A 12,692-nucleotide genomic window follows, 5' to 3' on the forward strand; every position below is an offset into this window, starting at 1 on the left:
GAAAATACGGACGGGAAGTTTTTTGTGTTCCGAACGGAAAGCCTGAATCTTTTTTATACCGGGGAATTATGATGCGGACGGCGTGAATGCGTCGGAGAAAAACAAGTTTTCCGGCAGCTTATGCTGTTGCACAAACAGATTTTTTGCCTGTTCGGTCATAGCCGGAGAGCCGCAGGCAAATACTTCGTATTCCGACAGGTCGGGGTGGTCTTGTGCCGCGATGTCTTGTACGTGGCCTTTTCTTCCTTGCCAGCACTCTCTGGGGCGGGACAATACGGGGGTGAAGCAGGCGTTTTTCAGACGGTCTGCCAACCCTTGTGCTTCTTCGAGGGCATACAAATCATCTTGATGACGCGCGCCCCAGTAGAAATGGACGACGCGGCTGCTGCCTTGGCGGATAAGGTCGAGCAGGATGCTGCGGATGGGGGCGTAGCCTGTGCCGGTTGCCAGCAGGATGACGGGCTTGCCGCTGTCTTCCTGCAGGGTAAATGAACCGAGCGGGCCTTTAACGCGGACAATGCCTTTTTCTTTGACTTTGGGTTCGCTGCCGAAAATCATTTCCGAGCAGACACCGTTTTCACGCCTGCGGATGTGCAGTTCCAAAATGCCTTCTTGGTCGGGCGGATTGGCGATGGAGTAGCTGCGGCTGACGTTGCCTGGCAGCAGTAAATCAATGTATTGCCCAGCGTAGAAGGCAAACGGCGGGGCTTTGGGCAGGGCAAGTTTCAGGAGGGCGACATCGTGTTTGAAAATAATATTTTCGATGCGTGCGGGCAGAGTGCGGACGGGTAGGGCATCGGCTTTGTAGCCGGGGATGTTGATGCTGATATCGCTTTGCGCAGTGGTGCAGCACATCAAAATCTTGCCTTGCGCTTTTTCTGCTTCGGATAAAGCCTGTTCCGAGTGTCCGCCCATTTGAATATCGCCGCTGACCAGTTCGGCTTTGCATTGTCCGCAGACACCGCTTTTGCAGGAATGGGGCAGATTGAGGTTTTGACGGGCGGCGGCGGCTAAAACGGTTTCACCGTCGCCGGCGGCAAAGGTGGTTTGGTCGGGCAGTGTAATGGTGTGGTTCATGGAATATTGTTTTTTATGCTGTTTTAATGTGGTCAGACTGTGAAAATGCCGTCTGAACGTCGGATTTGGGTTTCAGACGGCATCTTGCTTATCAGGCAAGTTTGGCTTTAATCAGCTCTTGAACCTGCGCGGGATTGGCTTTGCCTTTGCTGGCCTTCATCACTTGCCCCACAATCGCATTCAGGGCTTTTTCGTTGCCGGATTTGAACTGTTCCACGGCTTTTGCATTGTTTGCCAGCACTTCGTCTACCATCGCTTCAATCGCGCCGGTATCGGTCATCTGTTGCAAACCGTGTTTTTCAATGATTTCGGCAATGGAGGCTTCGGGTTCAGCCCACATGGCTTCAAAGGCTTTTTTCGCCAATTTGCTGCTTAATGTGCCGTCGGCGATTTTGCCTACCAGAGCGGCGAGGCGTGGGGCGGTAATCGGGCTGTCGGCAAGTTCCATGCCTTCTTTGTTCAGCGTGGCGGCAAGTTCGCCGTTCATCCAGTTGGCAGTCAGCTTGCCTTGTCCGCTCTCTTTAGCGGCTTCTTCAAAATAGGCAGCCTGCACGCGGCTGGCAGTGAGCAGGCGCGCGTCGTAGTCGCTCACGCCATAATCCGCCACGAAACGCGCCGCCATTTCTTTTGGCAGCTCGGGCATTTCTGCTTTTGCTTTTTGCAACCGGTCGTCTGAAATGATGACGGGCAGCAAATCGGGGTCAGGGAAGTAGCGGTAGTCGTGCGCGTCTTCTTTCAGGCGCATTACGCGGGTTTCGCCTTTTTCGGGATCAAACAGCATCGTTGCCTGCTGTACTTTGCCGCCGTCTTCCAAAATCTCGATTTGCGCTTCTGCTTCGTAATTAATCGCCTGCTCCAAGAAACGGAAGGAATTGAGGTTTTTAATCTCGCGGCGCGTGCCGAATTCCGCTTGACCTTTCGGGCGAACGGATACGTTGGCATCGACGCGGAACGAACCTTCCGCCATATTGCCGTCGCAAATGTTCAGCCAGGTTACCAAGCTGTGCAAGGCTTTGGCGTAGGCAACGGCTTCGGCGGCGGAGCGCATTTCGGGTTCGGATACGACTTCCAATAAAGGCGTGCCGGCGCGGTTCAAATCGATACCGGTCGCGCCGTTCAAGCCTTCATGTACGGACTTGCCCGCGTCTTCTTCCATATGGGCGCGGGTTACGTTGATGGTTTTCACATCGTCGCCGACTACGATTTCCAATTTGCCGTGTTCGACAATCGGTAAGTCCAACTGGCTGATTTGATAGCCTTTTGGTAAGTCGGGATAGAAGTAGTTTTTACGGTCGAACACGTTTTTCCGGTTGATTTTCGCATCCAAAGCCAAACCCAATTTGATGGCTTTTTCAACGACTTCTCGGTTCATTACCGGCAGTACGCCCGGCAAAGCACATTCCACCACGCCGGCGTGCGCGTTGGGTTCTGCGCCGAATGCGGTCGATGCGCCGCTGAAGATTTTGGATTTGGTGTTCAATTGGACGTGGATTTCCAAGCCGATTACGGTTTCCCAGGTCATAAGAGCTTCTTTCTCTAAAATATCAATTCGATAGTCTTCGCGTCAGGCTGTCCGGCGGAGCGGTTTTTCCGTTTGGATGCCGTCTGAAATGCCGCGTGCTTCTGTTTTCAGACCGTCCTTCATCTCTGCAACCATGTTGTCCAGCATTTCATAACGCTTGCGGTACATCGAGCGTTTTTTGCTTTCGATGTCGGTAAGGTCTTTGCGGGCGGGGGTTTGGGGGAGATGCCAGTAGCCGTCCCGTTCCAAACTTGCGCCGTATTCCTGCCAGAATGCGTCGTAATTCATTTTGACACGCTTTTTAAGTTTCCAGCGCAGTTTGACCTGATGTTTTTGTGCAATGCCCATTGCGCCGTCCAAGCCGAGTACGGCGGCGAAATATTGCAGGGCGGTTACCATCAGTTGTTGGGGACGCAAGCCGTGGAGTTGTTTGGTTATGCGGCGGACGGTGTCTTTGGCTTCTTCACCCGCCGGCCCTTGTACGGAGGCTGTCAGCAGGTGTGTGCCGACAAAGGCGAAGGTCGCCATATACAGCCGGTTGCCTGCTTCGTCGCGCAAAGATAAAGACCACGCGCCTTCTTCGACGCAGTTGTCGTTGCGGTTGAGCCACAAGCTGATGCCGTCTGAAAGGTGCGCCAAGACCAAATGGAAGCGGTAGTCTTCCATTTGGTGCAGAATGTCTGTGCCGAACAGTTTTTCCGCCATAAGAAAATCTGCCGTCATCGCATCTAAACGGCGTTTGCAGTTAAAACGCCTGTCAACAAATTCGCGCAGCAGCGGATAGGCATTTTGCGGGCAGTGGAGGAACAGCCCCTGACGGATAGGGGAGGCGTTGACAAACTGCTCGAAGGCGTAAATTTCTTTTTTTCCGAAAAATTTTCGCAATGTGTATTTTAAATGTTGCAGCCGATATAAAGGCGCATAGCTGTAAACGGTGCGAAAATCGGGGAAGGTAAAGGTGCGGTTCTGCTTCATTCGGGTCGTTTGCCGTGCCAATCGCTGTTGAGTTGGATTTGATGCGCCGCACCGAGGATTTTGGCTTCGGAGAAATAGTTGCCGATAAGCTGTACACCGATGGGCAGTCCGCCGCTGCTGAAACCTGCGGGCAGGGTCAATGCGGGCAGTCCGGCGAGGTTGACGGCGATGGTGTAGATATCGCTCAAGTAGGTTTCAACCGGCGAAGCATCCGCTCCGATTTTGGGTGCGGCGGAGGGTGCGGTCGGCGCGAGGATGAGGTCGCACCGTGCAAATGCCGTCTGAAAATCATCGGCAACGAGGCGGCGCAGTTTTTGGGCTTTGAGATAGTAGGCATCGTAGTAGCCGTGCGACAGTACATAAGTGCCGATCATGATGCGGCGTTTGACTTCGCTGCCAAAACCTTCGGCGCGGGTTTTGCCGTACATTTCTTCCAAATCGCTGAATTGGGCGGCACGGTGTCCGTAACGTACGCCGTCGTAACGTGAAAGGTTGGTACTGGCTTCTGCGGAGGCGAGGACATAGTAGGCCGGAATGGACAGCTTGGTTTGCGGCAGGGAAACTTCAATCAATTCCGCGCCTTGGGCTTTCAGCAAATCAATGGTGTTTTGCAATGCCGTCAGAACATCGGCGCTGTTGCCTTCGCCGAAATATTCTTTGGGCAGGCCGATTTTCAAACCTTTGAGCGGTTGGTTCAAATCGCGGGTGTAGTCTTCTTTTTCGCGCTCGAGGCTGGTGGAGTCTTTCGGGTCGAAACCTGCCATCGCGTTTAACAGAATCGCGCAGTCTTCGGCAGTTTGCGCCATCGGGCCGGCTTGATCGAAGCTGGAGGCGTAGGCGACCATACCGAAGCGGGAAACCGTGCCGTAGGTAGGTTTGATACCGGTGATACCGCAGTGCGATGCGGGTTGGCGGATAGAGCCGCCGGTGTCCGAACCGAGCGCGGCAGGGGCGAGGCGCGCGGCAACGACGGCTGCCGAACCGCCTGATGAACCGCCGGGGACGTGTTCCGGATTCCACGGGTTTTTGGCTGCGCCGTAGAATGAGTTTTCATTGGTCGAACCCATAGCGAACTCGTCCATATTGGTGCGGCCGAGCGTTACCATGCCTTCGTCGAGCAGTTTTTGGACGACGGTGGCGGTGTAGGGGGAGATGAAGTTGTCGAGCATTTTGGAAGCGCACGCGCTGCGCCAGCCGGTTTGGCAGAAAATATCCTTGTAGGCGACGGGTATGCCGGTAAGTGCCGAAGCGTTGCCCTGAGCGATGCGTTCGTCGGCGGCACGGGCTTCTGCAAGGGTTTTATCTTGGTCGATGGTGATATAGCCGTTGAGGGCGGGATTTTTTTCGGCGATGGCGGCAAGGTATGCGCTTGCCAGTTCGACGGCGGAAATCTGTTTGGACTGCAACAGGACGCTTGCCTGTTTCAATGTGTATTGGGTCATAAATCTTCCATCCTTAAAGGGCTTCGGGCGGTATTGCTGATGCCGTCTGAAGCGTATTCGGATTATTCTTCGATAACTTGCGGTACGATGTACAGACGGTTGCGTACTTCCGGAGCAACCGCCTGATATTCGGCGGCGCGGTCGGTTTCGGTTACTTCGTCTTCGCGCAGGCGCAGGGCGGCCTCGTGCGGATGCGCCATCGGTTCGATGCCGTCTGTGTTGATGTTCTGCATCTGTTCGACCATAGCGAAAATGTCGTTTAATTCTTGAAGCGATTTTTCTTTTTCTGCCGCAGTCAGGTGCAGTCGGGAGAGTCGGGCGATTTTGTCTACGTCGGCAAGTGTCAGTGCCATGAAAAGCATCCTTGTCTGATGGTAAAGATACCGTCGTTCGGGTATGATGGGGCGTATTGCTTGAATTTTTAATTATAACGGAAAAATCCGTTGCGGCGGCAATTTGCAGCATCGGATGCCTGCCGCACGGGTTTGAAGGAGGGGGAAATAATGGGATTGGGCATGGAAATCGGCAAGCTGATTGTGGCTTTTTTGGTGCTGATTAATCCGTTTAGCGCGTTGTCGCTTTACCTTGACCTGACCAACGGGCACAGCACGAAGGAGCGCAGGAAGGTCGCGCGGACGGCCGCCGTTGCCGTGTTTGCCGTGATTGCGGTATTTGCGCTGATCGGCGGTACGCTGCTGAAGGTTTTGGGCATCAGCGTCGGTTCGTTTCAGGTCGGCGGCGGAATTTTGGTGTTGCTGATTGCCATTTCGATGATGAACGGCAACGACAATCCCGCCAAGCAGAATCTCGGCGCGCAGCCGGAAACGGGGCAGGTGCGCCCCGCCCGCAATGCCGGAGCGATTGCCGTCGTGCCCATCGCCATACCGATCACCATCGGCCCGGGCGGTATTTCGACCGTGATTATTTACGCTTCGGCGGCTAAAACATACGGCGACATCGCGTTGATTATCGCGGCCGGTTTGGTGGTCAGTGCGATTTGTTATGCCATTTTAATCGTTGCCGGGAAGGTCAGCCGCCTGCTGGGTGCGACGGGGCTGACGATTTTAAACCGTATCATGGGTATGATGCTGGCGGCGGTATCGGTGGAGATTATTGTGTCGGGACTGAAAACGATATTCCCGCAACTGGCAGGTTGATTCGATGTTTCACAGTGTCAATGTATTTACGGGCGAAACGCTTTACCGCCGCCCCGCTCAAGATTATGCGGAGTTTGAACGGCGGCTGGCGGATTTGAAAATGCGCGGCGGGGCGTTCGCGCAACTGGGCGTAACCGAACGTGCCGCGCGTCTGCAAAAATTTGCCGACCGTTTGGAGGCGGAGAAAGAGCGTTTTGCGGAAATGGTGTGCGAAGAAGTCGGACGCTGCCTGCACGAATGCCGTGCGGAAATCGGCAAGTCTATCGAACTGATACGCTATTACGCCCACCTTGCCCCCGAACTGCTTGCCCACAAAACCATCGCGACGCAGGCGAGTTTGAGTCAGGTAAGGTTTGAGCCTTTGGGTGTGGTGTTTGCCGTCATGCCTTGGAACTATCCCGTCTGGCAGGTATTGCGTTTCGCCGTTCCCGCTATGTGCGCGGGCAACGCGTGCGCCGTCAAACCCGCGCCCAGCGTGGCACGCGTCAGTCAGGCACTGTTCGATTTGGCTTCAGACGGCATTCCTCTGGCAGGCGCGTGGCTGGACAATCAAGACACACTCAAAGCCATCGAACACACCGATGCAATGGCGTTTACCGGTTCGACGCATACGGGGCGCATCCTTGCGGCACACGCGGGCGCAAACCTCAAGAAAACCGTCTTGGAGCTCGGCGGCAGCAACGCCTTTATCGTGATGCCCGATGCCGATTTGGAGCGTGCCGCCGCAGAAGCCTGTTATTCCCGTTTCCGCGATGCGGGGCAATCGTGTAACGCCGCCAAGCGCATCATCGTAACCGAAGCCGCAGCCGATCGTTTTATCACGCTGTTTCTTGCCGAATGCGCCAAATTGAAAATGGGCGACCCCAAACATCCCGATACTACGCTTGCACCGCTGCACCGCGAAGATTTGCGGGACAGGGTTCACGGGCAGGTTGAAGATGCCGTTTCAAACGGCGCGGTATGCCTGACCGGCGGAAAAATCCCACAAGGGCGAGGCTGGTTTTATCCCGCGACGGTTTTAGACAGGGTAAATCCTGCCTGCCGCGTCTGGAGAGAAGAAGTATTCGGGCCGGCCGCCCTGATTTTGCGCGCCGAAAACGAAGAACATGCCATCGCCCTTGCCAATGATTCCCCGTTCGGGCTAGGTGCCTGCATTTATACCGCCGATACCGAACGCGCTTGGCGGTTTGCCGAAAAAATACAGGCGGGATCGGTGTTTATCAACCGCCATACCAGCAGCGATTTGCGCCTGCCTTTCGGCGGAGTCAAAGATTCCGGTTACGGGCGCGAATTGTCCGAATTCGGGCTGTACGAGTTCGTCAACGTCAAAACCTACTGGCAGAAATGACAAACCCCGTGCCGCTTCAGACGGCATCGGGTTTGCGCTAGAGCCGATTAACGGCAGTATTTGTTTACGGCGTTATTGTATTTCCGAATCAAATCATCCTTGTTTTTTGCATTTGAATTTCCCACCGCTTTCAGGTTCATTTTTGAAATCCGGCAGTTTTCTTCTTTGTTCTGCCGTTCGGTTTCGGCAATTCTTTTCTTTTCTTCCTCAAGCTGCCGGTTTTTCTCGGCAGTGTCGGGATTGTTTTCCTGTGCCGCGCCGTCTGTGCGCTTCCCTGCGTCGGCTTGGGCGGGTTTGACCGCCGGTTTGGTTTGGCGCGTCCGCAGGTTTAAGATTTGGCTTTGGTCGGGATGAAGCTGTTTCGGTACATCCGAATAGCTGTTGCCGCCGCCGTCCTTCCAAGTAAAGACGGCGGCTCCGGCAGGCGGGACGGGCAGGAAAGAGGCGAGGGTCAACATAATGACGGATAAAGCAAAGTTCATTAGGATTTCCTTAATGGCTGACTGCCAGGGCAGAATCGGGATTGGCTCGGGCGGTGTCTTTTCCGGGTTCGGGGCAAAGCAGGGAAGACACTCCGCCTTAATATGGTGCTTTATATATTGGGGTGAAACAGATTCCCAAAAATATAGTGGATTAACAAAAATCAGGACAAGGCGACGAAGCCGTAGACAGTACAAATAGTACGGAACCGATTCACTTGGTGCTTCAGCACCTTAGAGAATCGTTCTCTTTGAGCTAAGGCGAGGCAACGCCGTACTGATTTTTGTTAATCCACTATAATTTATTGAAGATGGCTGAAATTCAAAGTTACAGAAATTTATAAACAAAAAACAGCAACCCGCCGCCGTCATTCCCGCGAAAGCGGGAATCCAGTCCCTTGACCTTAAGATAATCTTTAATTCGTCATTCCCGCAAAAGCGAGAATCCGGAAGCGAAAAGTGGTGGGAATGTATTAGAAATGACTGAAACTCAAAAAACCGGATTCCCGCCTGCGCGGGAATGACGATTGATACGTTTCGATATAGTGGATTAACAAAAATCAGGACAAGGCGACGAAGCCGCAGACAGTACAAATAGTACGGAACCGATTCACTTGGTGCTTCAGCACCTTAGAGAATCGTTCTCTTTGAGCTAAGGCGAGGCAACGCCGTACTGGTTTTTGTTAATCCACTATAATTGATGAAATGCCGTCTGAACGCTTTGAAAAGGGTTCAGACGGCATTTTGTTCAAACCGGTTTATTTGCGTTGCAATACGGCGGCGAAGAAGCCGTCGGTTTGGTGTTCTCCTGAGTTGAGGCGCAGGTATTTTCCGGTATGCAAATCGACTTTCAGGCTTTGCAGCAGTTCGGCACAGTTGACGGGTTCAAATTCGGGATGTTCGGACAGGAAACGTTCGACTTGCAGCTCGTTTTCTTCGGGCAGGATGCTGCAAGTGGCGTACACCAAGCAGCCTTGCGGTTTTACCAGTTTGGAGGCGGCATCGAGGATGCTGTGTTGCTGTTCCAAAAGTTTGGCGACGGTTTCGGCGGATTGGCGGTATTTGAGATCGGGATTACGGCGTAAAGTACCCAAACCGGAGCAGGGCGCATCCACTAAAACGCGGTCGGCTTTGCCTGCCAGTCGTGCGATACGGCTATCATGTTCGCTGCTGATGCGTTCGGGGTGGACGTTGGTCAGTCCGGCGCGGGTCATGCGCGGTTTGAGGTTGGCAAGGCGTTTTTCGGCGATGTCGAAGGCGTAGATTCTGCCTTTGTTCGCCATTTGCGCGCCGATGGCGAGGGTTTTGCCGCCTGCGCCGGCACAGAAATCGACAATGATTTCGCCGCGTTTTGCGCCCACCAATAAAGCAAGCAGCTGGCTGCCTTCGTCTTGGACTTCCAGTGTGCCGTCCAAAAACAGCTCGTGTTTGTTAAGCGCGATTTTGTTTTTCAGGCGGATGCCCCAAGGCGAATAAGGCGTTGCCTCCGCATCGGCACTTTCGGCTTGCAACAATGGCAGCACTTTATCGCGTTTGCCTTTCAAGGTATTGACGCGGATGTCGAGCGGCGCGGCTTGGTTGATGCTGCGTCCGAAGGCGAGGATTTCTTCTTCGTTCCAATGCTGTTGCAGTTGTTCGACCAGCCATTGCGGCAATTCTGCGGCGGTATTCAGGCCGTCTGAAAACTCGGTTTTGCGGGCTTTCAAATTGCCGAGGAACGCTGTTTCTTCTTCATCAAGCAGGTCTTTGATTTGGCTGATGTTGGTGCTTCTGCCGAGAACCAGTGCGGCGAGTGCGGCTTTGCGTGGCTGCGCGTGAGGACGGCGCAGGGCAGTGCTGATTTTTTGATAGTGGCGCAGCGCGGCAAAGGCGGTTTCGGCGATTTCGTGGCGGTCTTGGCGGCCGAGCTTTTTATGTTCGCGGAAGTAGGCGGAGAGGACGGCATCGGAAGGCTGTTTGAAAGTCAGCATTTCAGCCAAAACTTTGGCGGTATGGTCGAGTTGTGCGGCGTTCATAATGTAATGGGTTCTCTTACTGTGGGTTATTCATAATCAATCTAACGTCCTTAAAATAACAATAGCATCTTTATCATTACTTAGTATTCTATCCGCAATAAGAAAGATGTGTTAAAAGTGCGCAATCGGGATTTGTCTAAATTTCTCCGTTAACTACAAAGGCAGCCTGAAAAAAGTTCTATTTTCAGGTCGCTTGAACAGCATCCGATATAATCACATCAGCGATTTCATTTTGTAATCACTCCCCAAAACATGAGGAAAAAAACAAAATTTATTTTCTTCGTTCAGCATATCTATCCTAAATATGCCATCACTCCATTGAGTTTTTAATTTGTATTTCGCTCTTGTTAAATGTTTTTCTGTTTGCCGATTTCTTTTGCTAATGTAAAAAATACTCTACCACTCTCATTGGTTAAAGTTTTCAAGTATTCATCAACATCAGTAACATTAATAACAACTGTTTCATTTGTATGTTTATTAAATTCTAAATCAATAATAATATTCCCATTAACCAATATTTCATATATATCTACTTCTTCAGGCAGCATAGACAAACAATAAGCACTTGAAGCTGAAAACTCTTTTTTCAGATACTGAAGAAGAAAAGTATTTTTAATTAAAATATTATTAAATTTATCTAATGATTGCTTGACTTCTTTAGTTGTCCAATTTTTAACATTATTCTTCATTGTATTCTACCTGGGGTCGTAGTTATTAAATTACCATACTTATTTGTTTGGATCGTCATAATATTAGTTGGCATGTTGTTGTTATATTTATCATATCCAATATCCTTATTAACTCGGATGACTCTTTCATAAATTGTATGGGAAATGAGATTTCCATCACTAAGCCTCTCAATAGATATACGCGTTAATGTTGGGAAAGGGTTTCAGACGGCCTTCATAATGCGTTCGATTTCGTGCCAAAAGCCGTCCGGCCGACATTCCAAAACGGCAATCAAGCCTTGGTCGATACGGCGGATTTCGGTTTCGTTCAATGTTTCGGTTTCGGCGGCACGCGCAGGTGCGAGGTAGGCCATGCGGTCGAGCAGATGGTAGCGGACTTCTTGGCGTTCAAACCCGTATTCCGCCCAGTCTTGAATATAGATGCCGCGCCAGCCGTATGGGTTAAGCGGCGGCTCAAAAGCATGGAAACTTTGTGGAAAAAATCCGATGCCGCGCACGATGGAAACGGGTTTTACGTCAAGCGGCAGACCGTGTTGCCGCAAGGTTCGGATGCCGTCTGAAGTGTGCGGCAGACCGAGTTGGGCGGTCAGTTTGGCGGCTTTTCCCAACAGCGTGTCTGTGGGGTCGAGTCCGTGCATGTCTTCGGGTCTGCCCGTGCCGCCGCCGTAATATTTGCAGGTCAGCTCGATATGGTAGGGTTTGCCGTTAAGCCTTGCCACAAAATCCGCCGCGCCTTGCGTATTGCCGTCCGAACCGGAAACCGTGAGGTTGTGCGCGAGCAGTTCGGCGTGCGGCGCGTTGGCAAACCAAAATGCCAGCAGTTCTTCAGCGTAAATGCCCAAGCGGTGTCCGAACGGGGCGCGTCGGGTGAGGTGTTCCGTCAGCGGCGCGGAATCGGCATCCAATGCCAAAAGGTAACGGAAACCGCGTTCCCCCAATAGTTCGCGCACGCCCAATTCGCAACCGCTTTGCCACAAAGGCGGCGCAGTCAGCAGCGAGGCGAGGTCGCGGACGGGTTGGCTGGTGAGCTTCCACCATAATGCGTCTAGGGCGTAATTCATGCTTATCCGAATATCAGTCATGCCGTCTGAAAAGCTGGAAATGTTTTCAGACGGCCTTAATCAGTCTTTTTTATGGATACGATGGCTGACGGTATTGAAAAAACCGCGCAGGATATCGATGTCTTCGGTTTGCGTGTTGGCGCGTCCGAACAGGCTCTGCATACGGCGCATCAGACGCTCGCCGTTGCGGCGGTTGAAAAAGCCGATGTCGTTCATCACGCTTTCCATGTGGGCGACCATGCCTTTGATTTGCTCGTGGGTCGCAGCGTGGTCTTCTTGTTGAAGATGGGTCATGGGCGAACCGGTTTGGCTGAAGATTTCGTAGCACACGACCTGCACGGCTTGGGCGAGGTTGAGCGAGAAATAGTCGGGATTGCCGTTGATGGTCATCAGTCGGTTGCAGGCTTGGACTTCTTCGATGCTCAAGCCGAAAGTCTCGTTGCCGAAAACCAGTGCCACTTTCTCGCCTCGGTTTGCGGTCTGCAGTAATTCGGATACCAAATCGCGCGGGGTTTGCAGCGGCGCAGTAATTTCGCGGCGGCGGCTGGTCAGGGCGCAGGCGATGGTGGTGTCGGCAAGGGCTTCGTCCAAAGAAGCGGCAATGGTGGCATTTTCCAAAACGTCTGCCGCGCCGGAAGCGAGGATGAAGCTTTCTTCCGGTAATTTAAACGATTGAGGATGCTCCGGGTCAAACACGGGCGGGTTTTCCGTCATCGGCGTTGCCATCAGATTTGGGGCGACGATGGTCAGTTTGTGCAGACCCATTGTTTTCATCGCGCGCGCGGCAGAGCCGATGTTGGCGGGATGGCTGGTGCGCGTGAGGATGATGCGGATGTTGTCCAGATAAGCGGGCAGGGCGGGTTTGAGAGTAGTCATGTTCGGTTTTCGGTCGGAATGGAATAGGGTATAATGCGCCGTCTTTTTCGT

At 52.7% G+C, this 12,692-nt stretch carries 12 protein-coding genes; 2 read left to right on the forward strand and 10 right to left on the reverse strand.

Translation table 11 applies throughout. The annotated features are described in order from the left end of the window. Window positions 1-66: 66 nt before the first annotated feature. From IUJ45_RS00005 to gatC, 5 genes are all read right to left on the reverse strand, one after another. The gene (locus IUJ45_RS00005; RefSeq protein ID WP_002237081.1) at window positions 67-1,077 is read right to left on the reverse strand and encodes a 2Fe-2S iron-sulfur cluster-binding protein; all 1,011 of its coding nucleotides are present in this window, start codon (window positions 1,075-1,077) and stop codon (window positions 67-69) included. 91 nt (window positions 1,078-1,168) lie between these two features. Continuing rightward, window positions 1,169-2,599 (reverse strand): Asp-tRNA(Asn)/Glu-tRNA(Gln) amidotransferase subunit GatB, encoded by a 1,431-nt coding sequence (gene gatB, locus IUJ45_RS00010; protein ID WP_002237080.1) that lies wholly within the window; start codon window positions 2,597-2,599, stop codon window positions 1,169-1,171. 42 nt (window positions 2,600-2,641) lie between these two features. Then, window positions 2,642-3,574 carry a VirK/YbjX family protein gene (locus IUJ45_RS00015; protein WP_002213235.1) on the reverse strand — a complete coding sequence of 311 codons (933 nt, stop codon included), beginning with the start codon at window positions 3,572-3,574 and terminating at the stop codon, window positions 2,642-2,644. Further along, entirely contained in the window at window positions 3,571-5,016 is a 1,446-nt protein-coding gene (gene gatA, locus IUJ45_RS00020) for an Asp-tRNA(Asn)/Glu-tRNA(Gln) amidotransferase subunit GatA (RefSeq protein WP_002245979.1), read from the reverse strand. Before gatA ends, IUJ45_RS00015 begins: the two co-directional genes overlap by 4 nt. 62 nt (window positions 5,017-5,078) lie before the next feature. Continuing rightward, window positions 5,079-5,369, reverse strand: coding sequence for an Asp-tRNA(Asn)/Glu-tRNA(Gln) amidotransferase subunit GatC (gatC, locus tag IUJ45_RS00025; protein ID WP_002217010.1), 291 nt, complete (start codon window positions 5,367-5,369; stop codon window positions 5,079-5,081). A 150-nt stretch (window positions 5,370-5,519) separates the two neighbouring features. On the opposite strand from gatC, the gene IUJ45_RS00030 reads away from it, so the two are divergent. Together IUJ45_RS00030 and IUJ45_RS00035 are read left to right on the forward strand one after the other, a co-directional pair. Further along, window positions 5,520-6,173 (forward strand): MarC family protein, encoded by a 654-nt coding sequence (locus tag IUJ45_RS00030; RefSeq protein ID WP_002239149.1) that lies wholly within the window; start codon window positions 5,520-5,522, stop codon window positions 6,171-6,173. A gap of 4 nt (window positions 6,174-6,177) precedes the next feature. Further along, a complete protein-coding gene (locus IUJ45_RS00035) occupies window positions 6,178-7,521 on the forward strand; it encodes an aldehyde dehydrogenase family protein (protein WP_002245980.1) in 1,344 nt (447 codons plus the stop codon). A gap of 47 nt (window positions 7,522-7,568) precedes the next feature. Here the strand turns inward: IUJ45_RS00035 and IUJ45_RS00040 are convergent, their stop codons facing one another. The 5 genes from IUJ45_RS00040 to IUJ45_RS00060 form a co-directional block, all read right to left on the reverse strand. Then, complete coding sequence (locus tag IUJ45_RS00040) at window positions 7,569-8,003, reverse strand: DUF4124 domain-containing protein (RefSeq protein ID WP_002217013.1); 435 nt, start codon at window positions 8,001-8,003, stop codon at window positions 7,569-7,571. Window positions 8,004-8,758: 755 nt separating this feature from the next. Next, window positions 8,759-10,015 (reverse strand): RsmB/NOP family class I SAM-dependent RNA methyltransferase, encoded by a 1,257-nt coding sequence (locus IUJ45_RS00045; RefSeq protein ID WP_082308591.1) that lies wholly within the window; start codon window positions 10,013-10,015, stop codon window positions 8,759-8,761. 347 nt (window positions 10,016-10,362) lie between these two features. Next, complete coding sequence (locus IUJ45_RS00050) at window positions 10,363-10,704, reverse strand: hypothetical protein (RefSeq protein ID WP_002243598.1); 342 nt, start codon at window positions 10,702-10,704, stop codon at window positions 10,363-10,365. Window positions 10,705-10,907: 203 nt separating this feature from the next. Then, window positions 10,908-11,765: a DUF1853 family protein gene (locus tag IUJ45_RS00055; protein WP_002245982.1), complete on the reverse strand. Its 858-nt coding sequence runs from the start codon at window positions 11,763-11,765 to the stop codon at window positions 10,908-10,910. A gap of 60 nt (window positions 11,766-11,825) precedes the next feature. Further along, entirely contained in the window at window positions 11,826-12,641 is an 816-nt protein-coding gene (locus IUJ45_RS00060; protein WP_002217017.1) for an RNA methyltransferase, read from the reverse strand. Window positions 12,642-12,692 lie beyond the last annotated feature (51 nt).

Source organism: Neisseria meningitidis (genome assembly GCF_022869645.1).
Classification (GTDB): Bacteria; Pseudomonadota; Gammaproteobacteria; order Burkholderiales; family Neisseriaceae; genus Neisseria; species Neisseria meningitidis.